Below are 25,915 nucleotides of genomic sequence, written 5' to 3'. Positions count from 1 at the left end.
ATCAGGCATGTAATATAAACACAAGATACCCGCTTAGGCTAAAATGGTAAAATTAAAAAGGCAGAGCAATAATTGCTCTGCCTTTTTAATTAACTTAATAGTAATTAAGCACCGTTTGAAAATATCTCATCAGCAATGGCATGCGTTGTAAAATTAGGAAAATCACGAATAGAAGCATGCACTTCAGGATCCCCCGTCACCATCCTAATCAATTGATTAGTGCCTTTTACAAAGTAATAGGTTGAAGGGCCTTTACCTGGCTTAGTAAAAGTCCAAGCTTCAGTTTCCCTACCTAGCAAATGTTGGCTGCCCGCATAGCTGGCCTGGTATTGCAATAAAACATCCTGTGTTAATAAAACGTCGTGGCAAACATCTAGATCATCATCGAGTACAACTGCCTCATACTCCGTCTCACTCTGAGCGGGCTCACGATAGTAAGCAATTTTAGACTTTTTTGTTTTCCCCTCGCTGGCCGTCACAATTTCTGACATCCATAAGCGATGACCCGTTTTTTCCTCTGACCACGGGTTAAATAAGCCATCAATCCGGCAGCGGTTTTGCTCATAATCAAACCAGCAGATGCCAGAAGTGATTTGGTCATCTTTCTGCATAGGCTGCCAGTAAGAAATATAGCTACTGCTCCATTGCTCAGGTAAGCGTGGCGGCACAATTTTCTCTGCAAGCATCTAAGATTCCTTACACGATAGTGCCATGCCAAGCGCCTGTGCCAAAGCCACAGGCAGAGGGGGAAGCTGCTCTCGGCGCTCAGAAAAACTCTTTGCCAATTCGCCAGCGCTTAAATCCATTCTTTCTGCCGCAGTTTCAAACCAAGTGCGGCTGGTGCTGGCATGCCCGCTAAATAATTGCATCAGCGGAATAACCTTTGCATTAAAATCTTCTAAAGCGCTATTTACTTGTGCATGGTCATAAAGTGCTTTTACTAACATTTGTGCAGCAACCACCGCCATCGTCGTACCATGGCCAATAGAAAAATGGCCTGTTTGTAATGCATCACCAATCAGCACTAAATTGCCCTCATACGCTTTAGCATGGCTGAGCGTTACAAAATTTCGCCATTGCAAACCAGGCTGAACTTCAACCGGCTGCTGATCAAGCTCAGCGCTAAAAATATTGGCAATAAATGTTTTTGCTTCTTCTTCCGATAAAGATTCAATACCGGAGGAATGATATGTATCCTCACTGCACTCAACAACAAAGGTGCTCATTGTGCTGGAATACTTATATGCATGAGCAATAAATACACCATGATCTGTTGCCTTAAAAATCAAGTTCATCGAATCAAAAATATGTGGCGTGCCATACCACATATAACGATTTTTACCAAACTCAACATCAGGCACTAAAGCTTCATTAAAGTAATTAGATATATTATTAATTCCATTAGCAATTACGATTAAATCGTATGCTTCTGTATCTAGATCTTTTCCATCAAACAATGGGGAAGAATAGGTAATTGGAATATGTAAATCACGACAAAGCCCCCTTAATGCGCCTACTAAAGATCGCCTTTCTGCTCCACACAAAGTAATACCCGTGCTTGCCTTTGCCTGTTCTCCTTGGTGAACGAGGCAAAATTCATCAATATATTGCGCATCAATGTCGGTGTAATCAGACAAATAGCTTAGTGGATTGGCAGGGTGATTAGGTACCCTGCCAGGTAAAACTACACCCCAACCTACAATTTCATCCACTGTATTTTTTTCTACAATGGCGATATCCCAATCCTGTTTAATTTTCTTTAACTGACTGGCAAACATAAGGCCCGCTGGCCCGGCTCCAACGACTAAAATTTTCATTAGTTTACTCTCCCTAGTTTGTACCAAACATTTTGTTTCTGTTGAATATCTCTTAGCTCGCTATAAGCCATTGAGGTAAAATAAAGCTTTTCAGCCATATCTGGAGGATAGCTGGCAGGAAACTTATTACTCATATAACGGGTATATTTAGAGCGCATAAAGAAAATAGGATTAGACTTGCACAACACTTCATAATTATTAATGGCCATATCCTGCATGGCATCGGCTTCTCTTTTTCTTAACTGCGTAAATGCAGGCAGAATTTTTTCAAAATCTTCACCATGTTTTTCAAACAATTTATCCAGAATATAAGCGTCTTCCAATGCCATATTCATTCCCTGCCCCAAAAAAGGCGCAGTAGCATGGGCAGAATCGCCCAGTATCAGGGCATTCTGCTTATAATGAAAAACAGATGATTTAACATTAATTAAATCATTGCTCGGTTTTTCCATAAACTGCGATAACATTTCTTTTCTTGTTTCTTCAGGCAACATTGCATAGTACTTATCAAAAAAGCGCCTCATTATTGCGGTATCTTTAGTTTGTAAACTAATATCTCCCTGATAAGGCAGGCAAACTGCAAAGCTAATACTACCATCAGGAATAGTAGCCGCCCGCCCTGCAAATAAGCCTCCAGAATCCATACCAAAAAAATAGATTAAATCATTTCTTAAATTTAACTGGCTGGCATCAGGAATAACCAGCGTTTTATAACCGTGCTTGAAAAATGATTGCTGGTATTCAAACCTGCGGCAATTATTTTGCATGGTTTGCCGTACGCAAGAGCGCGCACCATCTGCGCCAATCAATAAATCACCCTTATGCTCAACAATTATCCCATCATTATCTTTTGTGGTGATTGTTTTATCGTCTAAGTTAACTTCCAAACAACGCTGCCCATAGTGATAATGAACATTATTTATTGCAGCATATTTGTTTAATAATTTTTGAAAATCAGCTCTGCTTAATGAAAGAGGAGATAGATAGTCTATAGGAGGCAATTCTCTGACTTTAAATTTTCCAGCAATACAAAAAGACATCCCTGAAATAGGAATCCCACATAAATCTAGCTCTTCCTTTGGGACACCTGCATTTAAAACCGCCTGAATCCCACGCACGGTCATACTGACGCCAATAGCACGAGAGCTGACTTGATCTATATAATCTGAATACGCAATAAACGGATCACCCCTCTTTTCAAAAACATGTACGTCATGGCCGCGTTTAGCTAAATAAATAGCGGTTAAGCTACCAGCTAAACCACCACCGACAATAATGATTTTTTTCATTTTTTAGCCTTCACGTGAAAGTTGTCCGCTTGCAAGATTCATCATTTGCTTATCATAAAATTCAAGTAATTCAATTTGCGCCACTGCTGGTTTAATCAATGTAATTCCTCTTGCATATTCTGCAAGCGCCCTACATTGCCTTGCAAGTTCAGCACAACCCGTCTGATAATCAGCAATCAGGCTAAATTGAATCGCCTGCGGCACAGGTGGCCCAGCATTCCGGCCAGGAATACCAGAAGGGGTGGACATAATTTGCACTGACAATGGCCTTAATATCCCAGCCATAATATCGATAGCTGCATTCATTACTCTTGAGCGACGCAAGCTACCTAAAGGTTTTTGTCCAAAGTGTTGAATCATCATATTAAAAGTCAGCTCATGACACCCTTTATAGAAAAGCATGAGCTGCCTAGCCTCAGGGTTTAATACAGTATTGCAACCCGGTGTTGGGTCTAACACAGGATTTTTTAAAACAGAAATTGCTGGCTCAAATGGCGTTTCACTGGCGAGTAAAGTGCGGGATATTTCCCTTAATCGATTAAAATGGCTTTGTGCATAGTAAGGTGAATCTGCAGCGGCCCCTTCGCCTTGTTCGGTAACAAAATCAATTGCAAATAACGCGGTTTCCCGATTATTTACTTCTAATTGATAAGCAGGGAATTTTCTATTCGTCAGTTCATTTAAAAACAAATGATGCTCTCCACTTGTTTTAGCTAATTCACTGGTAAATAAATCAGGTATATTTTCAAATGCCTTACGAATTAAGGCATAGAAATCAGCAATCGATTTTCCTGTAGAAGGATAATAATGAGGCCATTCAAACCTAACAAACCTAGCAAGTACATTTTCTGAAAAAGGCTCAAAAGAAAAATCTGTATCAAGACCAAATTCTTCAGCAGCCTTTAAACCAAACAAAGGCGTTCCTGGGAAAAATGGCTCCCCCAGAGACATTAATAAATTATTCACAATTAGGTAGTGAATCATTTCTTCATGAGCAATTTCTAAAATCGTGCCGCGCCATCCAGAATGCTGCCTTCGATCTGCACCACCGCAAACTAAAGCCAATTGCTCTACACTCCATTTTTTACTGGCCACTAATTGCTCACCTGCAGCATAGGTAGGCAATGAATATGCGGCATAAAGATATTGCAGCATAATAGATAATTCTAAATTAATGGCTTGCTTTAATACCTGAATTAATTCTTCTTTGCTGCTAATTTCAGCATCTTTTACATTTGAAATAACGGCCGTACTTTTTTGGCTGCTTAAGGCAGATGCTTCAACATTACTTAAATACTTGAGAAATAATATCGATTTAGCATAAGACATTTCTCTAGTGCTTGGCATATAATAACTTTTATCTCGATTCAATGGGTCACACATTTGCCACATTAATCGTGCATAGGTTTCACATTTACATTGATCCGCCATGCTAAATACTTTATCCGCCATAAATGGGTAAATCAACTCGTAATAACTCATTACCTGTTCATATAGAAAAGTATAGTCCACCTGATGATCAGGAGTATCCAAGAGAGCCCAATCATCAGAGAGTACACGAACTAATATCTTCCCCCTGTAATCTCCTACAAATACCTCACTGACACCTGGATTTTGGCTAGTAATGGTAAGGGATGCCTGGCCACTTTCATTGCTTGAAATTATTAATTGAGAAGTGCTAACAATTGATTTGTTCTCAATAAATACACTAATGTCTTTTTTCTCTTTTAGCTTGCCACGGTAATAGCTAAATATTTTTAACTCTTTAGAAAAGAAGCTATTGTTTTTTCTGTCTGGTGCTTCTAATGAAATAACATTTTGCTCTGCTTGAATCAACCAATCAGACTCTTCCCATTGATTGCCTGCACCATGCAATATTAATGAATCATCTGTAGAGTTATTTAATAATGGGACATCAAAAACCCCTGCCGTCTCCCAGTATGGTAAATAAACCGACTCGGGAATTTTTGCCAATAAGACGCCACCTTTACTCCTTAGCTCTAATCCGCCTAGCGAGTATTTGGGCCCCAAGGCATGAGTGAGCTGCTGCCCAGCACATTTGGCTTCACGGCTAATAAATGGAATACTGCAAGGCATGCTGATACTTGCCCATTCACCTTGAATCTTAATCCCCACAGGGCCAAATCCCTGATGATTATCTGGATATAAAATCCTATCATTGGCAAATGTTGCCATATCTTGCTTTAGCCATAAACCGATGGTGCCACTTAAATCATAAAACACCGGTGTATCTGGCTGCAGTGGAGTAGACATATTAAAAACGCTGTACTGAATACTTAAGCCTAATACATCATCTCTTTTTAGCTCTTGCTGCAAATATTCAATAAACTCAGATTTTATATCCAGTTGTTTGAATATAAAATGCTCCGAGTCTTTAGCAATAGAAAATTGAAATACCCTTGTCTTAGAAAATTCCGGCTCTAAAAAGTGAGGCTGTTTTTGCTGAATATGGTTTTCACCATAACAACGAACCGAATGCACACAATCTATCTCTGATGAAAATATATAGGGGGCATTTGCAGTGGCAACCGCTTCTTTAATACATAGTTGCCCTGCATAAATTTGCGACGTATCGTCACGGCTAGGATCAATATCTACCCATCTTGCCCGATTAAATGTTGTGCGCAAATATTCATTGTAATGCCCCCATAGCTCTAGTTTGCAGGCAAGTAATGAGTCATTTTCCAATAGCACACCAGGCTGAATTTGCAGCGCGGTAATCTGTGTATTTTCCCAAGAGAAATGATTATTCCCTAAAAAATTATGCCCAGCAGCTTGATTAAATACACCCTCATCATCAGGTAAGCCTTGTAAGTTAAACCTTGGGGGTAGTTGCCTTAGGTACTGATGAAACTCACTTGGGTGTTTTTTTAAATCAAATAGCGCGCCATCCTGGTACACACTATTTTTTGCAATATCTAAAGTACCGGCAATATTTCTATTCCCCGTTGGCACATTAAGCCGTGCAGCACCTTTAAAGTAAATGCGTGGAAAATTCAAAATACTCATTAAATATAAATACCAATTAGAATTAAAAAGGAGGTTTTTCCAATATCTTCTTGTGAATTAATTCATTTTTTCCTCAGTAACCCCTGATTTTTCTAATTGCTTTAATATATGCTCTGCCGCATTTCGGCCAGCAATAATACCGCCCTCCATCCAGCCACAATGCGGGGTATAGGCATCTGAAGTGGCAATTATTGTGCCGTTATTTTTAGATAAAACAGGGGGGTGCTCAGGGTAAGCCTCTAAAGCAAACTCAACACCACTTGGCCAATACTTAAATTTATTACTACTTGGCCTAGGCAATTCTTTAATTGAAATATTTAAGGCCATACTAATCAATTTCATTACGGTATTTATATATTCCTTATCACCTTTTTTTGTTTCTTCATGCCAAAAATCAGCATAGGCACTATCGGTATAAAAGAAAATATATTTATCGCTTTTAAAATATAATTTTCTTAATGGGTTATCCACAATAGTTACTTTATTTTCTAAATTATAATCTTGCCACCAAGGGCTATCAAAAAATATGAATCCTTTAAAAAGAGGGATAGAACCATAAGTAAAATCACTCCAACTATTTGGGAAATCTACATTAAGTGATGACATTGCTGTTGGCGGAAGCGCTAGTACGGTGTAGCTACTGTTGTTCCATATCTCCTGCTGATCACAGCCAGAAAACTCAAGCAAAGTACTATTTGATTTGGTTTGTATATTGACTAATTTATGTTCGAAATAAAATTCAACACCCAATACGGCAGCTCTTTCGTACAAGCTTTTCACAAGAGCAGAAAAACCATCTACTAAATTAAACCACTCATATCCTTCATTATCTGAGAAACACTGAATCTCTGGATGTTTTTCAATAATATCGTATGCAATTTTTGGTGAAATTTGCAGCAAGTATAAGGAGTCATAACCCAAGCCATTAATAATTGCATGGGATTTTTCATTTCCCATATGATTGCATAGAAATTGAAAAAATGATTCATTATAACTACTTAGCATTTTTGGCTTTAATTGTGCCAGTATTTCTTTTAGGCCAGCATGATGTGGGTGCGGACATGCAATTTTTGTAAAAGGAAATACCTCTATTTTCTCGCCTAGCTCATTAATAAGTTTTGAAACATTTGGATGTAAAGCTGGCGAAAATCTCCCTGCTCCTAAATCTATGCTGAAATCATCTACTTTAATTGAGTGAGCCCGGCCTCCCGTTCTGTCCCCATTTTCAAATATGCGGATGGTATGGCCTTTAGTTAGTTTGGAGCCAGCTAATTTTAATGCGCAGCTTAGCCCGGATATCCCAGCACCTACTATAGAGATTACTTTGTCGTTTAACACTTTAAAATACCTCAATGTAAATAAAAAGGAATATCTATCTTTTAGTATTTAATTAAAATACTGATAACTAAACTGTAAAAAATATGAGGTTGAATCGTAATAGATCCATTTATATAATTTGCAATGATCTATATCATTCATATTCTGGTAATAATAATTACCATAACATTAGGCGTAGCAATAGCACTTAGCTGCAAAATATTGCGAGCTTTTATTTACCACCGCCTAGGTGTGGTCTATTTCATTTGATTTTGCATCTTGGTGCAAATATGTAAAATTCAGGATAAAACTTCACTTTTATTACTTTAGAATAAAATAATATTGTGTGAATGTAATTCAACAACGCAGCAATTGTAAACATAAGTAGAGCAGATTGTTGTAAATACAACGAAAACTTAATAAAAGGTTAACAAAAGAAAGTGTAATTATTTAGTAAGCATATGCACTAAAAATGGTATGACCTGCTAAAAAAATAGCCTTGTACACCAGTTTATAAACCAGCGAGCAACCTTTGCTCTGCCCCAGAGCGATATATAACTCCCCTTAGCGATTTGAAAGAGGCAAAAGTTCTTGCCTAAAAATTTTCATTTAACACACAGATTCTATAAAACAAGCTAAAAAACGTACTGTCGTTTTAACTACTCTTCTCTGCCCCTATGACTTAAGCAAGCAATACGTCTCGACAGCCTGCCTTGCAGATGTACTTACGCATTGAGGGAAGCTGCTAGCTCATGTTTAGGCAACCAAGAAACTGGCTGCACGATATGCCCGAAGGCCCACTCGCGCATATGCCAATAATCAGGCTTAAATTGTTCGATTTAAGCCCTACCCCTCCCCCTTCATTGCTTACAAAAATTAGATAAAACACTACTAATGTTTGCCAGCAAACTTGTCAGAAAACACAACAAAGAGGGACACCCCCTTGGCGAATGAGCAAGTAAAGGCTTTTTATACCAATGGCAAAATTGTAGTTAGCCAACACAAACAACGAGAAAAACCTTAATAACGTCAAAACACTTTTTATTTTATTTACTTATACATTGTCAATTCTCAAGAATAGGCCCCATCAACAACAACACTGTATTGCAATAAAAAATCAAATCCATCTAACCAATAAATTATTGGATAAACCTCAAAAAACAAGCATAAATACTTTATTTACAATTTATTTTGCATAAAAATACATTGTAAATTTTTTAATTAATTTACAAAAAAATACAAATAGAATATTTTTTAATTTTAATAGTTAGATTAAAAATATCGCTAAGTTAATGATTAATATACGTTTTGTTTTTTTAAATACCTCTAAATTTAACAAATAATAATAATTTTGTTTTTTATCAAAAAATACGTAGTCGTAAAAGAACAAACTACAAACACCTACTGCTGTGACCCATGCTCAAACTCAAAAGATAAGCTTACATAATGATGGAAAATATCATCATTTAAGCATCTACATTACTTACAAAATTGAGCTAAAAGCCAGCACGAGTAGCGTTTGTCTCATACCGCACCGAGGGCTCTAATCATGACGCAATCGTCCCATAAGCTAAGGCTCACCGCGCTCACTGCGATGGTGGTCGGATCAATGATAGGCGGGGGGATTTTCTCTTTGCCACAGAATATGGCGCAGAGCGCTGGTGCGGGTGCCACGCTGATTGGTTGGGCTATCACGGCGGTGGGGATGCTAATGCTGGCATTTGTGTTTCAGACCCTTGCCAACCAAAAACCAGAATTAGACGCCGGCGTATATGCCTATGCCAAAGCAGGCTTTGGTAATTACATGGGGTTTTCATCGGCTTGGGGTTATTGGATTAGCGCCTTTCTGGGCAATGTTAGTTATTTTGTTTTGCTATTTGGCACCTTAGGTTATTTCTTCCCCATGTTTGGCGATGGCAATACGGTTCCCGCCATTATCGGCGCATCAATTTTGCTGTGGTCAGTGCACTTTTTAGTATTGCGCGGCGTTAAAGAGGCTGCGTTTATTAATCAGGTCACCACCGTGGCCAAGATTGTGCCCTTGGTGATGTTTATTATTCTGGCCGCCGTGGCTTTTAAGCTAGATGTGTTCACTGCCGATTTTTGGGGCAGGGGTAATCTTAAGCTGGGCAGCGTGATGGATCAGGTGCGCAATATGATGCTGGTCACCGTTTGGGTGTTTATCGGCATTGAAGGCGCAAGTGTTTATTCCGCCCGTGCCGAAAAACGTGCCGATGTGGGCCGCGCTACCGTGATTGGTTTTCTTAGTACCCTGCTGCTCTTGGTACTGGTGAATGTGTTGTCGCTTGGGGTAATGAGCCAGCCAGAATTAGCAGGCTTAAAGAACCCATCAATGGCCTATGTGCTGGAACATATTGTGGGCCACTGGGGCGCGATTTTTATTGCGATTGGGCTGGTGATTTCACTGCTGGGTGCTCTGCTCTCATGGACACTACTCTGTGCCGAGATTTTGTTCTCTGCCTCCCGCGATAAAACCATGCCGAGTTTTCTGCACAAAGAAAACGCCAACGGTGTGCCAGCCAATGCACTTTGGTTATCTAACAGCGCGGTGCAAGTTTTCCTCATTATTACCCTGTTTGCGGCCAGCACTTACACCAGCCTGCTGCTGCTAGCTACCTCAATGATTTTAGTGCCCTACTTCTTGTCTACCGCTTACGGCGTGATAGTGGCTTACAAGGGGGAAGGCTACGTAGAGCATGGCGGTAATCGCAACAAAGACTTGGTGATTGCCGTGGTGGCTGCGCTCTACAGCGTATGGCTGATCTACGCAGCTGGGGTGCAATTCTTACTGCTATCCGCCCTGCTGTATGCGCCAGGCGCCATTCTTTATGCCAAGGCGCGTAAAGAATGCGGCCAGATTATCTTTACCTCCATCGAAAAATTCATTTTTGCAGCCGCTGTAATTGGGGCCATCGCGGCAAGTTACGGCCTTTACACCGGTTTTCTAAAGCTTTAATAGGAGCTATGTGATGAGTACCGAAAATCTACAATTGGGTGTGCATTCTGAAGTAGGCATGCTAAGGCGGGTGATGGTTTGCTCGCCAGGGTTGGCGCATATGCGGCTGACACCCAATAACTGCGATTCTTTATTATTTGACGATGTGCTGTGGGTTAGCCAAGCCAAACGCGATCACTTTGATTTTGTTTCCAAAATGCGTGAGCGCGGTGTGGATGTGATAGAGATGCACAATCTGCTTACCACCACCGTAGCGATTCCTGAAGCCAAAGAATGGATACTTGATCGCAAGATTACTGCAGATTTAGTCGGCATTGGTTTGCTAGAAGAAGTACGCAGCTGGCTAGATTCATTAGAACCACGCCATTTGGCTGAATTCTTAATGGGCGGTGTAGTTGCTCCCGATTTGCCAGCCGATACGCCATCCGAAGTGCTGAGCATCTTCCGTGAAAACTTCGGCAATGCTAGCTTTATTTTGCCGCCGTTACCGAATACCCAATTTACCCGCGATACCACCTGCTGGATTTACGGCGGCGTAACGCTCAACCCAATGTATTGGCCAGCACGACGACAAGAGACCCTGCTCGTCACTGCTATTTATAAATTCCACCCTGATTTTGCCGCCGCCGATGTCAAAGTTTGGTGGGGAGACCCCGATGTCGATCATGGCAGCGCCACACTAGAAGGCGGCGATGTGATGCCGATTGGCAATGGCGTAGTCTTAATTGGTATGGGCGAGCGCACCTCGCATCAAGCCATTGGCCAAGTCGCCATGTCACTCTTTAAAGCCGGAGCTGTCGAACGAGTGATCGTAGCCGCCCTGCCAAAATCCCGCTCCGCCATGCATCTCGACACTGTATTTAGCTTTTGTGATCGGGATTTGGTCACCATCTTCCCCGAAGTGGTCAAACAAATTGTCGCCTTCAGCCTGCGCCCCGATGAAAGCAAACCGAATGGCATTGATCTGCGCCGCGAAAGCAAACCCTTCCTAGATGTTGTCGCCGAAGCGCTCAAATTACCTGCGCTACGCGTGGTGCAAACCGGCGGCAACTCCTTTGAAGCTGAACGTGAGCAATGGGATGACGGCAATAACGTCGTCGCCCTACAACCCGGCGTGGTTTTAGCTTACGACCGCAACATCCACACCAACACCCTACTACGCAAAGCAGGCGTAGAAGTCATCACCATCAGCTCCGCCGAACTAGGCCGTGGCCGAGGCGGTGGCCACTGCATGACCTGCCCAATTATCCGCGACCCAGTTGATTACTAATTATTGGGAGTGATTAGAAAACCCAAATCTTGAACCACGGAGGGCACAGAGAACACGGAGTTTCACGGAGAAAAATCGTTTTCTTTGCGTTTTAAATTTTTTCAAACGCCGCAATCTGTGGTTCTTCTTGGCTCGTAGCACGGGGCTTTTACCCTCCCCTTGAAGCCGCGACACGAGGAATAAGCGGCTCGGGATTTCGGAAAAGGGGTAGCGGGCTTGCTCCCGAGCAGCCTTTTTCGCCGAGCCGATTATCCGCAGTGAGGGGCTTTCGTGCTGGCTGGGGCGGCCTTCTTTGCTTCCTTTCTTGGCCGTTCAAGAAAGGGAGTCCCACACGGGGGAATCCCGCACCTAAATCAACGTGCCGAAGGCACTTAAACGATCTTTTTTTGCTTTGCTCATAGGAAATCAGCGGCCTACTGATGCCGCTTGGTCCATTTTGTATTTCTTTCGTTTGCTGGAGAAAATCATGTCCTTCAATATGCATAATCGTAATCTGCTTAGCCTAATGCATCACACCACCCGTGAGCTACGTTATCTGCTGGATTTATCTCGGGATTTAAAACGCGCTAAATACACCGGCACCGAGCAGCAGCATCTAAAACGCAAAAACATAGCGCTGATTTTTGAAAAAACCTCCACCCGCACCCGCTGCTCCTTTGAAGTAGCAGCCTATGATCAAGGCGCAAACGTCACCTATATCGACCCAAGCTCATCGCAAATTGGTCATAAAGAAAGTATGAAAGACACCGCCCGTGTGCTGGGGCGCTTATACGATGCCATCGAATATCGCGGCTATAGTCAGGAAATTGTAGAAGAGCTGGCCGCCTTTGCCGATGTGCCGGTGTTTAATGGCCTCACCGACGAATATCACCCCACCCAAATGCTGGCCGACGTGCTCACCATGCGTGAACACAGCGACAAACCACTGCACGATATCAGCTACGCCTATTTGGGCGACGCCCGCAATAATATGGGCAATTCGCTGCTCTTAATTGGCGCAAAGCTAGGCATGGACGTGCGCGTTGCCGCACCTAAAGCGCTGTGGCCCCACGAAGATTTTGTTGCACAATGCCGCCATTTTGCACAAGAATCCGGCGCAAAAATCACGCTAACCGAAGACCCACTAGAAGCCGTAAAAGGCGTCGATTTTATCCACACCGATGTATGGGTATCGATGGGTGAGCCGGTTGAAGCATGGGCCGAGCGGATCAAACAGCTGCTCCCCTACCAAGTCAACAGCGCCATGATGAAAGCCTCCGGCAATCCACGCACCAAATTTATGCACTGCCTGCCCGCTTTTCACAACAGCGATACCAAAATGGGCAAGCAAATCGCCGAGCAATACCCCTTCCTCGCCAATGGCGTAGAAGTCACCGAAGAAGTGTTCGAATCCCCAGCCAACATCGCCTTCGAGCAAGCAGAAAACCGCATGCACACCATTAAAGCCATTCTGGTTTCAACCTTGGGGGATATCTGACTTTGCCTGACGCGGGCATAGCAAAACCCAAATCTTGGACCACGGAGGTTCACGGAGGAAAACAGGTTTGAAGTAAGCCTGTTCATTTAGGGTTTTGAATATTTTCAAACTCAGTGATCTAAATAGTCATCGCAGCTCTCCGCAAGGGGCTTTAGAGCCCCCTTGAAACACGCCGGAGCGAGGAACAAGCGGGTCGGGGGATCGCTTGGGAGCGAAGGATCCAGCCAATCCCGCCCGCCGCCGACTCGATTGGACCGCAGCAGGAGCCTTCGTGCTTTGCTGTTGTCGCTTGGCTTCGTTTCTTGGCGAAGCAAGAAAGGAAGGCCCCGCGGTGGCTACCGCTCCTAAATCGACGTGCCGAAGGCACTAAAAAGATCTTTTTTGCTTAGCGCCAATGAAAAAAACCCGCCAGACATTGGCATAAAACGCTACAAAAACGGCGGGTTCCACCCGCCCTACGATGATTCAATGCTTGCAGACGTATAGCAGTAACAGCCACTCAAAAACCAAGGTGCCGAAGGCACTAAAAGTTGCGGTGTAAACCGCAATAAAGGATTCATTATGCGTATCGTCATCGCCCTAGGCGGCAATGCTCTGCTTCGTCGTGGCGAAGCCATGAGTGCAGATAATCAACGTGAAAACGTCATCATCGCCGTCAAACAAATCGCCCGTGTTGCACCCAATAATGAGCTAGTCATCGCCCACGGCAATGGCCCGCAAGTGGGGCTACTCGCCTTACAAAATGCCGCCTACAGCCAAGTCAGTCCCTATCCGCTGGATGTATTAGGCGCCGAAACCGAGGGCATGATTGGCTATATGATTGAGCAGGAGCTAGGCAATCTGCTGCCGGTTGAAACGCCGTTTGCCACGATTTTGACCCAAGTAGAAGTCGACGCGGCCGACCCTGCTTTTAAAAACCCGACCAAGCCCATTGGCCCTATTTACAGCAAAGAAGACGCCGATAGGCTCGCCGCCGAAAAAGGCTGGGCTATTGCCCCAGATGGCGATAAATTTCGCCGCGTGGTAGCCAGCCCAAGGCCCAAACGTATTTTTGAGCTTCGCCCAGTAAAATGGCTGTTAGAGCACGGCACCATCGTGATTTGTGCGGGTGGCGGGGGGATTCCGACTTGCTACGATAAGGCAGGAAAATTGCACGGCATTGAAGCCGTTATCGACAAAGACCTCTGCTCCGCCCTGCTGGCAGAAGAGCTAAGCGCCGATTTACTGGTGATTGCCACCGATGTCAGCGCCACGTTTATTGACTATGGCAAGCCCACGCAAAAAGCCATCGCCAGCGCCCACCCCGATGAATTAGAACGCTTAGGCTTTGCCGCCGGATCAATGGGCCCCAAGGTACAAGCCGCCTGCGAATTTGCCCGCAATACTGGCAAAGTAGCCGTCATCGGCTCGCTCAGTGATATTGAAGCCATTGTGCAAGGCACGGCAGGCACACGGGTTTCAACCCACACACTAGGGTTAAGCTATCGTTGATATTGATTGCACCCTTCACTTCCATAAGTATCTGCATAAGATTGATGTATTTGTTTCCCCTATGAAAAAGGGGGATTGAGGGGGATTTGCCTTTGCATTAACTGCTGCCTTTTTGCAATGATATGCCGTGCCAAATCCCCCCTAGCCCCCCTTTTTCAAAGGGGGGAACCTATGTTTCCATGCCGTAGCGCAAAGCGTTACGGCGTCTAAATCGCCAGCAAGCGCCCCAGCACCTCATCCGATTTTTGAAACTCCTGCCTAATCCAATCCAAAAACACTAAACGCCGCTCATCTTGGGCAAACGGCTCTGCGGACAAAACAAAATACCGTGAGCCATCGGGCACTAAGCCAAATGGCGCAACTAGGCGGCCATTTTTTAGCTCTTCTTCTATCATATAGGCCGAAGCAATCGCCACACCTAAGCCAGCGCTTGCCGCCTGTAAGCTTAAATAAAAATGCTCAAAATATGAATTTTGGCGGCTCGTTACCGCCTGCTGCGCCTCCTCCCCCCAACGCGCCCAAGCATTTGCTCGGGTGCGGGTATGCAAAAGACTGCTCTGTTCTAGGTTTATGCACCCATCTTGCAACTGCTCTGGCACACACACCGGCCCTACTTTTTCCTGCCCTATTTCTTCTGAATAGCAATCTTTCCCCCAGTTGAAATCATTGCGTCTGATCGCTAGATCAATATGCCCGCCTTGAAAATCAACCACGCCTCCTGCTGTAAATAAATGCAGCTGAATTGCTGGGTAGCGGCTATGAAAATCGCTTAGCCGAGGAATAAGCCAGCGCATGGCAATGGTTGGCTCACACGATACAACCAAAGGCCTGTCGTAAGGATTTCCCTTGAGTTTTTGCAATGTAAGCGCCAATTGCGCCAGCATCTCTTGGCAAGTGTTTTTTAATAGCTCGCCCTCTCTGGTCAGAAAAATAGCTCGGTTCCGGCGCTCAAATAACAACACACCCAAGCTTTCTTCTAGCTGCTTAATCTGGCGACTAACCGCTCCCTGCGTCACAAACAACTCTTCTGAAGCACGAATCAGGCTGAGATGCCGTGCAGCGGCCTCAAATACCCGTAAAGCATTGAGTGAAGGAATTCGGATACTCATCGTTGACTTTTTCTCATTGATTTTATTGAGCATAAATCGATTTTGCTGAACGAGCAAGATAGACAAAATAGCAACAAGCTATGCAATAGCTGACGCGTAACTTCCATCAATAAATCAACACATGAAAAATAGGCTTTCAAATGCTGCAAACACCTTATCGTGATGACAAGCAAGCGTATTCAGATCTAGAGCAAGTTCGTATGCAAATGGCTCAAAAAAACTTCTGTTTTATTCCTGCAGAGCAGGTCAGATCACTATTGCAACAGCAGCAAGCTACCGCACTGCAAGACTGGAGTACTTTTCAAAATAGCTGGTCTGATCTGGCTCTAGACACCTATATGGCCGACCAAGGCAGCTATCGCAAACGTAAACACGCCACACTGAGCGCCCCTGCAGCCAGCCGCCTTTGGCAAAAAGAAGCCCACCAGCCGCATTACCAAAGTTTAACTTACAACAATTTGAATGGCGGAATTGCTCGCCACTACGCACCAATTAGCGATGCGGTAATGCAAAGCCACAGCATGAATAACTTGCTCACCTTGGCTTGCGATATTTTTGGCCAACTGATGCCAGAGCATGCTTGGCATATTGAAGCGCACCAATTTCGCATTGAAGCTAATGCAGAGCAAGCAGGCCTGCCCACACCAGAAGGCGTGCATAGAGATGGCGTTAATTTTGTGATGATGCTGATGGTGCAGCGCGCCAATATGGTGAATGGCGCAACCACTATTTATGACCTCAACAAAAACCGCTTAGACCAGTTTGTTTTAACCAACCCGCTGGATATGGCGCTCGTCAATGATGAGCAAGTTTTCCATGGCGTCACCCCCATCATGCAGCTCGATAGTGATCGGCTAGCTGCTCGTGATGTGCTGGTTATTACCTTCCGCCGCAAAACGCAATCTCCAACGACTGCCGATTGATTTAAAGGATAAATCCAATGAACGAAATTTTTGCCGTCGCGCTCATCACCATTCTGGCCGTTATCAGCCCCGGCGCTGATTTTGCAATGGTTACCCGCAATAGCTACCTCTATGGCCGCAAAGCCGGTTTATTGGCCGCACTGGGGATTGCCTTGGGTGTGCAAATCCATGTGATGTACACCATGTTGGGTGTGGGGCTGATCATTTCGCAATCGCCAGCACTGTTTACCGTGATCAAAATAGCGGGGGCGATTTACTTAATTTATATCGGCTACAAAACCTTTACCAGCAAAAGTAAGCTCGATATAGATTTAAGCGCTGATTCAGCTTTAAGCCCTTTATCTGCACTAAGAAACGGCTTTTTAACCAATGTGCTTAACCCTAAAACCACGCTTTTCGTGGTGAGCACCTACACCCAAGTGGTTAACCCAAGCACCCCGCTAACTCAGCAAATTGGCTATGGCTTATTTATGTCATTAGCGCACGGTATTTGGTTTTCGCTTGTGGCGCTGTTTTTCTCTCACCAAACCTTAAGATCCGCCATGATTAATGGACAAAGTGTGCTCAATAAAATCATTGGTAGCGCCCTGCTTGGGCTGGGTGTATCGCTTGCCTTTGCACCGCTCACACATTAAGCCAAAGAATGCACTCTGCTCTGATGGAGTGCATCTTCCGGCTTTACTCCATCCACACTTTTATCCCAAGGGGCTAAGCAAATGAAAATTGCATGCATCGATATGGAAGGCGTGTTGATTCCAGAAATGTGGCCACATATTGCCCAATATACTGGGATTAAATCGCTGGCGATTACCACGCGTGAAGAGCCTGACTATGTACAGTTGGTTTCAAAACGCATCTGCATTTTGAATGAAAACCGCTTAGGCATTGCCGATATTGAACATATGATTGCCAAACTTGCGCCCTTACCTGGCGCGATTAATTTTATAAATCAGCTACAAAAACACTACCGCGTTGTACTGGTTTCTGATGCTTTTCAAGAAATGCTCACGCCGCTATGGCATACGCTGGGCCAGCCAGAGCTACGCTGCCATCGCTTTGTTTGCAAACCAAACGGCCAAATTCGCTTCGCCCGCTATAGCCGCGCTCATGGTAAGCATGAAGTGATCGAAGAATTTGCAGCGATGGGCGCTCGCACCTTAGCCGTAGGCGATGCATTTAATGATCTCAGCATGCTGCGCAAAGCCACGCAGAGCTATTTATTTTGCCCCTCTGCAGAAACAAGGCAAGCCGCACCTGACTTACGTGTGGCGCTAAGTTACCAAGAGATTTTGGATGACATCATCCTCGAGCATAACGCCGTATTAAGCTCGGTGAATTAAAAAGAGCTCGGCGTATTGGCGCTAATCACTTCGGCAGCGCCAGCGCCGATATTTCGAAAACGATGTGGCAAATTGCTTGGAAAGTAATAACCATCCCCTGCCTGTAAATGATGCACCTGCCCAGCAATAGTCAGCTCCATATGCCCGCTCACCAGCACACCGCACTCCTGCCCCTCATGTTGCAGCATTTCACTGCCGGTATCCGCCCCCGGCTGGTATTGCTCCCGCAATAAGCCGATATGACGATCCTGAAACCCAGATCCAACCAAATGCATTTGCAAAGCGGCATTGCCCAGATTGGGTTGCTCGCCAGCGGGGAAGATATAGCTAGGCACAATACTATCTTGCTCAAAGATAAAGAACTCTGCCAAAGACATCGGAAAGCCTTCCAGCAGTTTTTTTAATGAGCTAATCGATGGGCTAACCCGATTTTGCTCAATTAATGAAACGGTAGCATTGGTGACGCCAGCCCTTTTCGCCAGCTCCCGCTGCGATAAGCCAAAGCGCTGCCGCACTCGTTTTAGCCTTGCGCCAACGTCCATAGCCAGCCCCGTTCAAAATAATCAACACCCACTTAAACTATGTCATGCAGCAAGAATAAGCCAGCGGGCCAATGCTGCATTTTTTTGCGCTACAGGAATTTACTTAGCCCAAGCGCAAAGCCTCACCTTGTCAAATATATTTAACAGGCTAGTCTTAATACATAAGGTGACATGCGTGCATATCTGCAAGCACCCGCCTCAAACAACACAAAAAATAAGGCGCAGCGCCCTTCTTTAGAGCAAAGACTTGGTTTTGTAGAGTGGGTTAAACCCGCGAGCGATGCTAAAAAACGCGGGTTGCACCCGCCCTACGATGTTTCAATACTTGCAATTTAGATAGATCTAAGTTGATAGGACTGGGGTAAAACCCGCCAGCCAGCTTAGTACTCAGAGCGGAGCCTGTAACTCCACTATCTCGCCCCATATCAGCAGAGACGTATCATGGCTCAGCCCATTATTGGAATCACTTGCTGCCGTTGGCGCTTAAAAGAAGATGGCCATTTCTTTCATCTAGTGGGGGAGAAATATATTCAGGCGGCCGTGGCCGCTGGCGGATTACCGCTGCTGATCCCCGCGCTGGGGGACGCCAGCCAGCTTGAGCAAATTTTAAGCAGCATCGATGGCCTGCTACTCACCGGCAGCCAATCCAATATCGAGCCACAGCACTACCAAGGCCAAGTGCTCGCGAACGATTTTAATGATCCGCAAAGAGACGCCACCACCCTGCCCTTGATTAGAGCGGCGGTTGCGTTGGGTGTACCGGTTTTAGGTATTTGCCGAGGCGCACAAGAAGTCAATGTGGCGTTTGGCGGCACACTAGAGCAAGCCGTGCATCAGCAAACGGGCAAGCTCGATCATCGTGAACAGGGCAGCAGCCTTGATGAAATGTACGGCCCAGCGCATGAAATTGAGCTGGTCACCGGCGGGCTACTACACCAGTTATATGGCCAGACTAGCGCCAGAGTTAACTCTTTACATCATCAAGGGGTTGCCACATTAGGAGCGGGCTTGCAGATAGAAGCGCTGGCCCCCGATGGGCTGATCGAAGCCTTTAGCGTTAGCCATGCCGCCCGCTTTGCACTGGCGGTGCAATGGCACCCAGAGTGGAGATTCCAAGATAATTCACTCTCTATGGCCATGCTAACTGGATTTGCGGCGGCTTGTACGCAGCGCCAACTTAGCGCTAAAAAAAGGTAAGCCTATGCGCCCTATCCAGCCCCTATTTCAGCGCCTCCAACCAGCCAGCACCACCATGTGGACGCTGTGTTTTGGTCAAATGTGCGTGCAGAGCACCCGATACCCCGCCCAGCCACTGCCGGTAAACATGATCGGCAACTTGGTGCAGCACGGCTACTTTTTCATCCAAGCGATGCAGAATCTGCGCCTCGCTCTGCACCGAGCTTTGTGCTTGCCACTGCTGCAACACCTGTCTATCCTCAGCGCACCACTGGCGAATACTCTGCGCAGTGACTTCCAGATGCGATTGCAAGCCCAGATGCGGGCCCAGCGCAAAGCCTTTATTCATGCAGTAATACCCAAACAGCATCCGCTTTGCACCGCGCGGCACTTCAAAGGTATCAAAGTGCCAGTGAAACAGATCCAGCTCGCGCTTGTCGCCCAGCCAGTGGCGCGCCTCATCAAACTTGGTCACCAGCACCTTGCCCCAGCCGATTTGCGGCACGCTATTACGACGTACCTTGCCCCCCAGGCTTTTGGATAGCAATTGCCCGCCAAAACAATGGCCAAGAATGGGGCGCTCCAGCCGTAAAGCATCTTTAAGTAGCGCCTCTTCCCGCTTAATCCAAGCTAGGCCATCGTTCACACCGGCATTAGAGCCCAGAACCACCACACCACTAAATTCAGCAGCACAACGAGGAGGTGTATCCCCCGCATCAATGGCAAAAATCCGATAAGGCACGCCGTGCTTATCTAAAAAAGATTGTAAATAGCCTGGCCCCTGAGTGGCCTCATGACGACAAATGGCAATGGGTTTCACCGGCAAGCTCCTAGGCGTAATCGACGCATTAAGCCTAAGCATTCCAAAGGAAAGAAACTGTAAAAACATAGCAGGCCAGTATTAAATTTATATAAAGATGTAGGCCCGCCCCGTCTTAACAAATCAAAAAGGGAGGCAGCATGAGCTTAATCAGCGACTGGCTGCGAGAACGTCGAATCACTGAAGTGGAATGTGTCACGCCCGATTTCACCGGCATAGCCCGCGGCAAAATTGTGCCCAAAGAAAAATTCAGTGAAGAAGAAGGCATGCGCCTGCCTATTACCGTGCTGGTGCAAACCGTGACCGGCGAATACGCGCAACACATCACGCCGATCACCGATCCGGACATGATTCTGATCCCAGACCCCAACACTATCCGCATCGTGCCATGGGCCAAAGACCCAGTGGCGCAGGTAATTCACGATTGCTTTTACTTTGATGGCAGCCCCGTTGAGCTGTCCCCCCGCTATGTATTACGCCGCGTGCTCAAACTCTATGAAGATAGAGGCTGGAAACCGGTTGTTGCGCCAGAAATGGAATTTTATCTGGTTGATATCAACCGCGATCCCGATCTGCCACTGCAGCCGCCCTTAGGCCGCACGGGTCGGCCAGAAACCGGCCGCAAAGCGTATTCGATTGACGCAGTAAATGAATACGACGATCTATTTGAAGATGTTTACGATTACTGCGATGCACAGGGCTTGCAGATCGATACGCTGATCCACGAAGTGGGCGCTTGCCAGATGGAAATCAACTTTCTGCACGGCGATGCCTTAGAGTTAGCCGATCAGGTATTCCTATTTAAACGCACGGTGCGGGAAGCGGCGATCCGCCACAATATGTACGCCACCTTTATGGCCAAACCCATGGAAAACGAACCAGGCTCGGCCATGCATATCCATATGAGCGTGGTGGATGCCATCAGCGGCCAGAATGTGTTCTCAAATATCGATGGCACACCTAGCGAGGTGTTTTATCAATCGGTAGCCGGCATGCAAAAATACTTCCCGCAGGTGATTGCGCTCTTTGCCCCTTTTGTAAACAGCTACCGCCGCCTAACCCGCTACTACGCCGCGCCGATCAATGTGCAATGGGGCTTTGATAACCGCAGCTGCGGCATACGCGTACCGCACTCTGACCCCGCCGCCCGCCGCATAGAAAACCGCCTACCTGGCGTGGACTGCAATCCCTATCTGGCCCTCGCCGCCACGCTGGCCTGCGCCTATTTAGGTATTGAAGAGCAGCTAAAGCCCAGCGAACCCCTCACCGGCGACGCCTACACCCTACCCTTCGCCTTCCCGCGCGGGCTAGATGCCGCCACGCAAATCCTCAGCGATTGCGCCCCAATATCCAAGCTACTGGGAGAACGATTTATCAAAGCCTATTGCGCAGTAAAAGAAGCCGAATACGTGGAATACGCCAGAGTCATCAGCCCATGGGAAAGAAAACATTTGCTGCTGCATGTGTGATGGCAGATGTTGCTCCGAGAAAACCCAAATATTGAACCACGGAGGACACAGAGAACACGGAGTTTCACGGAGGAAAAGCTTTTAGAGTTGAGCCGAGTCTTAGGTTTTTAATTGATTCAAACACTGAAAAATAAATTTATATCACGACTCGCAGCAAGGGGCTTTTACCCTCCCCTGAAAACACGCCGAGCGAGGAACAAGCGGGGCGGGGTAGTCGTCAATTCGTGTTTGAGCGAAGCGAGTTGAATTGACGCCACCTCGATTGTCCACAGCGAGGGGATTTCGTGTTTTAGGGGTCGCCTTCTTTGGCTTCGTTTCTTGGCGAAGCAAGAAAGGAAGGTCCAGCGGGACGCCCGCACCAAAATACAACGTGCCGAAGGCACTTAATAGAAATACAGTTTTTGACTTGGCTTACTTAAACGGCGGGTTTCACCCGTCCTACAATGCACCCACGTGGGCACAGGCCCACCCCGCAACAAGGAGGCACTCGATGAATCCGAATCCCATCAGCCCAGGCAACTCCAGCCCTAGCCGCAGCACCGCCGAGTACCAAGCGCTGGATGCCGCCCACCATATCCACCCCTTCTCGGATACCGCCGCGCTCAATGCCCACGGCTCGCGAGTGATTACCCGAGGCGAAGGGATTTATTTATATGACTCAGACGGAAATAAAATTTTTGATGCCATGAGCGGGCTGTGGTGCGTCAATATTGGCTATGGCAGACGTGAGCTGGCGGATGCGGCTTACCAGCAAATGCTGGAGCTACCTTTCTATAATACTTTTTTTAAAACCACCCACCCACCGGTGATTGAGCTATCCAGCCTGCTGGCGCAAGTCGCCCCCGATGGCTTTAAGCACGTTTTTTATACCAACTCAGGCTCCGAAGGCAACGACACCATTATTCGCATGGTGCGCCATTACTGGGCCACACTCGGCCAGCCCAACAAGAAAACCATCATCGCCCGCATCAACGGCTATCACGGCTCCACCATAGGCGGGGCCAGCTTGGGCGGCATGCACTATATGCACGAGCAGGGCGATTTACCCATCCCAGGTATTGCCCATATTGAGCAGCCTTGGTGGTTCGCCAATGGCGGCGAGCTTAGCCCCAAGGAATACGGGCTTAAAGCCGCCAGAGCACTAGAGGACAAAATTCTAGAGCTAGGCATTGAAAACGTTGCCGCCTTTATTGGCGAACCAGTGCAGGGCGCGGGCGGCATTATTATCCCCCCTTCCACTTACTGGCCAGAAATCCAACGCATTTGCGATCATTATGGAATTTTACTGATTGCAGACGAAGTCATCTGCGGCTTTGGCCGCACCGGCGCCTGGTTTGGCAGCCAGCACTACGGCATCCGCCCACATCTCATGACTATCGCCAAGGGCTTAAGCTCTGGATATATCCCAATTGGCGGCGTGCTTGTGCACGATAAAGTGGCCGATGTGCTGATAGCAGGCGGCGATTTTAACCACGGTTTTACTTATTCTGGCCACCCTGTGGCCTGCGCCGTTGCCGTCGCCAATATTCATATACTGCAAAATGAACAGATCATCGAGCGCATGCACGCAGACGTCGCCCCCTACGCCGCCCAGCTCTGGCACGACGCTTTCGACAATCACCCACTGGTGTCCGATGTGCGCAGCCTAGGATTTTTCTTTGCGCTCACCTTGGTAGAAGACAAAGCCAGCCGCAAGCGCTTTAGCAACGGCAGCAAAATGGCACTGCGCTGCCGCGATATCTGCCTAAAAAACAAACTGATTATGCGTGCCACCGGCGATAGCATGATCGCCGCCCCACCGTTGATTATGAGCCGTGCACAAGCCGCCGAATTTGTAGCGCTAGCACTGCAATGCGTGGATGAATATGCGCGGGAGATTGGCAGGTAACAAGACAATGTGTGCAGCATTTCCTATTCAAAGCGTAATTTATTCACTTCGAATAGAGCGCCATTTCTGTGAAACTAAAAGGAACTGTCACCCAAATAGATGAGTATCGAATGAATTGGATTGAAATACTGCAAGCACAAGCAATCAACTACGCGCCAAAATTATTTTCTGCCCTGCTCACACTTTTTATCGGCTGGAAACTCATTGGCATTGCCACGCAATTACTAGAAAAAATGCTGGCTCGCAGCAATGTTGAATCCACTTTGCGCCACTTCTTAGGCAGCCTTGCCAATGTGGCATTAAAAGCGCTGCTGCTGATTAGTGCCGCTTCAATGATAGGTATTGAAACCACTTCATTTATCGCTATTTTAGGTGCGGCCAGTTTGGCCATTGGCTTGGCATTACAAGGTAGCCTCTCTAATTTTGCTGGAGGGGTATTAATCTTAATGTTTAAGCCATTTAAAGCGGGCGACTATATTGAAGCGCAGGGGCAAGCAGGTACGGTAGAAGGAATTCAAATCTTCACCACACGCTTGCGCACCGGTGACAATAAATTAATTGTGGTGCCCAATGGCCCATTAGCCAACGGCAATCTAACCAATTATTCAGCCATGCCAACTCGCCGTGTAGATTTTGTATTTGGTATTGGCTACGACGATGATATAGATCACGCCCGCCAAGTTATTTTATCGGTGCTCAATAAAGACCGCCGCATTCATCAAGACCCAGCGCCAATGGTCGTGGTGTCATCCTTAGCCGAAAGTTCGGTTAATTTTACGGTACGCGCTTGGGCTAATAGTGAACATTACTGGCCTATCTTTTTTGATACCACTGAAAACATCAAAAAGGCTTTTGATATGGCAAAAATCTCTATTCCATTTCCGCAGCGCACGGTACACCATATTCAACATACGGCGAATACTCGCGGCAAGCCATTGGCAACATCCCAACTTGAGCACATTGAATAAATAGCGATATGATCAGGGTTTGGCTAGTTTCTAGCCTGCCCTGATATAGGCCAGCTCATGCCCCACCTTAATCTTGAATACAGCAATAATCTTTCATTAAACGCCCAAGCTGCTCTATTGCAATTAAATACTGCGCTCATTGAATCTGGCCATTTTATTGAAGACGAAATCCAAAGCCGCGCCATGAGCTTTGATGACTTTTTAATAGGCAATGTGGGCGAGGGCCGTGCCTTTATTCATATTAAGCTGCGTATGCTGAGTGGCCGCTCTGCCGAAATTAAAAAATCTCTTTCAGACGCACTACTCAATGCCATTCAAATTGATCATCCAAATCAGCTTAGCATTCAGATTCGCACCGAAATTATCGATATCGACCGCGCATCATATGGCAAAAAGGATATAAATTAAGCTAAGCATAAGGTGGGGGAAATACCCAGCCCTAGCAAGCTAAGGGCAAGATATTGATCAACAAACTGGCTTTAGCTTTAATCCTTTTATTGCAAGCCTTGAAACATCGTAGGGCGGGTGAAACCCGCGAGCGACATTGAAAAAACGCGGGTTTCACCCGCCCTACGAATGGCATATTGCTTACGTTAATAGGACTGGTGAAATACCCAAATTGCATGATCTATTTAGGGAGGGACTCGAAGTAAATCCCAAAATAACGATCAAATCACGGCCAGATCTTTATTCACCCTTCTTTATTACTCGGCCAAGCGGATTAGGCTGATTGCGTTTTTTGGCCAGTTCGATCTGTTTTTGCCGCTCGCGCGCGCCATTTCTGGTTTTTTCGCTGAGCGAATTCCAGCAGTGCGGGCAGCTAATCCCAGCGACGTAATGCGGTGATAGTCGCTCTTCCACCGACACCGGTTGGCGGCAGGCGTGGCAGAGGTCGAAATCGCCTTCGCTTAAATCGTGGCGAACGGTGACGCGGTTATCAAACACAAAGCAGTCGCCATTCCACTTGGTTTCTTCCTGTTTTACTGTTTCCAGATATTTAAGAATGCCGCCT

At 46.1% G+C, this 25,915-nt stretch carries 20 protein-coding genes and 1 pseudogene; 12 read left to right on the top strand and 9 right to left on the bottom strand.

All coding sequences use genetic code 11. From position 1 onward, the window contains the following. Window positions 1-104 precede the first annotated feature (104 nt). The 5 genes from vioE to Q0R17_RS02970 are packed head-to-tail and all read right to left on the bottom strand — an operon-like array spanning window position 105 to window position 7,474. Complete coding sequence (vioE, locus tag Q0R17_RS02990) at window positions 105-686, bottom strand: violacein biosynthesis enzyme VioE (RefSeq protein WP_293932000.1); 582 nt, start codon at window positions 684-686, stop codon at window positions 105-107. Continuing rightward, window positions 687-1,817: a tryptophan hydroxylase gene (locus Q0R17_RS02985; protein WP_293931998.1), complete on the bottom strand. Its 1,131-nt coding sequence runs from the start codon at window positions 1,815-1,817 to the stop codon at window positions 687-689. Beyond that, on the bottom strand, window positions 1,817-3,106 hold the full coding sequence (locus tag Q0R17_RS02980; protein ID WP_293931997.1) for an NAD(P)/FAD-dependent oxidoreductase: 1,290 nt from the start codon (window positions 3,104-3,106) through the stop codon (window positions 1,817-1,819). The genes Q0R17_RS02985 and Q0R17_RS02980 overlap by 1 nt, the downstream gene beginning before the upstream one ends. 3 nt (window positions 3,107-3,109) lie before the next feature. Continuing rightward, complete coding sequence (gene vioB / locus Q0R17_RS02975; protein ID WP_293931995.1) at window positions 3,110-6,136, bottom strand: iminophenyl-pyruvate dimer synthase VioB; 3,027 nt, start codon at window positions 6,134-6,136, stop codon at window positions 3,110-3,112. A 57-nt stretch (window positions 6,137-6,193) separates the two neighbouring features. Beyond that, the gene (locus Q0R17_RS02970) at window positions 6,194-7,474 is read right to left on the bottom strand and encodes an FAD-dependent oxidoreductase (protein WP_293931993.1); all 1,281 of its coding nucleotides are present in this window, start codon (window positions 7,472-7,474) and stop codon (window positions 6,194-6,196) included. A 1,528-nt stretch (window positions 7,475-9,002) separates the two neighbouring features. Between Q0R17_RS02970 and arcD the strand changes: the two genes are divergently transcribed. The 4 genes from arcD to arcC all read left to right on the top strand — a co-directional run bounded on the left by arcD (window position 9,003) and on the right by arcC (window position 14,668). After that, entirely contained in the window at window positions 9,003-10,430 is a 1,428-nt protein-coding gene (gene arcD, locus Q0R17_RS02965; RefSeq protein ID WP_293931992.1) for an arginine-ornithine antiporter, read from the top strand. A 13-nt stretch (window positions 10,431-10,443) separates the two neighbouring features. Continuing rightward, a complete protein-coding gene (gene arcA / locus Q0R17_RS02960) occupies window positions 10,444-11,700 on the top strand; it encodes an arginine deiminase (RefSeq protein ID WP_293931990.1) in 1,257 nt (418 codons plus the stop codon). Between the two features lie 466 nt (window positions 11,701-12,166). Then, a complete protein-coding gene (locus tag Q0R17_RS02955) occupies window positions 12,167-13,177 on the top strand; it encodes an ornithine carbamoyltransferase (RefSeq protein WP_293931988.1) in 1,011 nt (336 codons plus the stop codon). Between the two features lie 561 nt (window positions 13,178-13,738). Next, window positions 13,739-14,668 (top strand): carbamate kinase, encoded by a 930-nt coding sequence (arcC, locus tag Q0R17_RS02950; protein WP_293931986.1) that lies wholly within the window; start codon window positions 13,739-13,741, stop codon window positions 14,666-14,668. A gap of 206 nt (window positions 14,669-14,874) precedes the next feature. Here arcC and Q0R17_RS02945 read toward each other — a convergent pair whose 3' ends face one another. Then, complete coding sequence (locus Q0R17_RS02945) at window positions 14,875-15,777, bottom strand: LysR substrate-binding domain-containing protein (RefSeq protein WP_293931984.1); 903 nt, start codon at window positions 15,775-15,777, stop codon at window positions 14,875-14,877. Between the two features lie 140 nt (window positions 15,778-15,917). Between Q0R17_RS02945 and Q0R17_RS02940 the strand changes: the two genes are divergently transcribed. The 3 genes from Q0R17_RS02940 to thrH all read left to right on the top strand — a co-directional run bounded on the left by Q0R17_RS02940 (window position 15,918) and on the right by thrH (window position 18,040). Continuing rightward, a complete protein-coding gene (locus Q0R17_RS02940; protein ID WP_293931982.1) occupies window positions 15,918-16,700 on the top strand; it encodes a 2OG-Fe dioxygenase family protein in 783 nt (260 codons plus the stop codon). Window positions 16,701-16,717: 17 nt separating this feature from the next. After that, a complete protein-coding gene (locus tag Q0R17_RS02935) occupies window positions 16,718-17,335 on the top strand; it encodes a LysE family translocator (protein ID WP_293931980.1) in 618 nt (205 codons plus the stop codon). A gap of 81 nt (window positions 17,336-17,416) precedes the next feature. Then, complete coding sequence (thrH, locus tag Q0R17_RS02930; RefSeq protein ID WP_293931978.1) at window positions 17,417-18,040, top strand: bifunctional phosphoserine phosphatase/homoserine phosphotransferase ThrH; 624 nt, start codon at window positions 17,417-17,419, stop codon at window positions 18,038-18,040. Here the strand turns inward: thrH and Q0R17_RS02925 are convergent. Then, window positions 18,037-18,582 carry a cupin domain-containing protein gene (locus Q0R17_RS02925; protein ID WP_293931976.1) on the bottom strand — a complete coding sequence of 182 codons (546 nt, stop codon included), beginning with the start codon at window positions 18,580-18,582 and terminating at the stop codon, window positions 18,037-18,039. The two genes, thrH and Q0R17_RS02925, sit on opposite strands and share 4 nt — an antisense overlap. A gap of 441 nt (window positions 18,583-19,023) precedes the next feature. Between Q0R17_RS02925 and Q0R17_RS02920 the strand changes: the two genes are divergently transcribed. After that, a complete protein-coding gene (locus Q0R17_RS02920; protein ID WP_293931974.1) occupies window positions 19,024-19,779 on the top strand; it encodes a gamma-glutamyl-gamma-aminobutyrate hydrolase family protein in 756 nt (251 codons plus the stop codon). A gap of 22 nt (window positions 19,780-19,801) precedes the next feature. Here Q0R17_RS02920 and Q0R17_RS02915 read toward each other — a convergent pair whose 3' ends face one another. Next, entirely contained in the window at window positions 19,802-20,578 is a 777-nt protein-coding gene (locus Q0R17_RS02915; protein ID WP_293931973.1) for a type 1 glutamine amidotransferase, read from the bottom strand. A gap of 140 nt (window positions 20,579-20,718) precedes the next feature. Between Q0R17_RS02915 and Q0R17_RS02910 the strand changes: the two genes are divergently transcribed. The 4 genes from Q0R17_RS02910 to Q0R17_RS02895 all read left to right on the top strand — a co-directional run bounded on the left by Q0R17_RS02910 (window position 20,719) and on the right by Q0R17_RS02895 (window position 25,311). Further along, window positions 20,719-22,047 (top strand): glutamine synthetase family protein, encoded by a 1,329-nt coding sequence (locus tag Q0R17_RS02910; protein ID WP_293931972.1) that lies wholly within the window; start codon window positions 20,719-20,721, stop codon window positions 22,045-22,047. 490 nt (window positions 22,048-22,537) lie between these two features. After that, window positions 22,538-23,935, top strand: coding sequence for an aspartate aminotransferase family protein (locus tag Q0R17_RS02905; RefSeq protein ID WP_293931970.1), 1,398 nt, complete (start codon window positions 22,538-22,540; stop codon window positions 23,933-23,935). A gap of 110 nt (window positions 23,936-24,045) precedes the next feature. Then, the gene (locus Q0R17_RS02900; RefSeq protein WP_293931969.1) at window positions 24,046-24,903 is read left to right on the top strand and encodes a mechanosensitive ion channel family protein; all 858 of its coding nucleotides are present in this window, start codon (window positions 24,046-24,048) and stop codon (window positions 24,901-24,903) included. Between the two features lie 57 nt (window positions 24,904-24,960). Further along, window positions 24,961-25,311: a 5-carboxymethyl-2-hydroxymuconate Delta-isomerase gene (locus tag Q0R17_RS02895; RefSeq protein WP_293931967.1), complete on the top strand. Its 351-nt coding sequence runs from the start codon at window positions 24,961-24,963 to the stop codon at window positions 25,309-25,311. Between the two features lie 279 nt (window positions 25,312-25,590). On the opposite strand, the pseudogene Q0R17_RS02890 reads toward Q0R17_RS02895, so the two are convergent. After that, window positions 25,591-25,915: pseudogene (locus Q0R17_RS02890) on the bottom strand (hypothetical protein); the annotation flags it as partial.

The organism is Iodobacter sp., assembly GCF_025352645.1.
Lineage (GTDB): Bacteria > Pseudomonadota > Gammaproteobacteria > Burkholderiales > Chitinibacteraceae > Iodobacter.
Note: the sequence above shows the minus strand (reverse complement) of the source record. Positions and strands in the feature narration are given on the sequence as shown.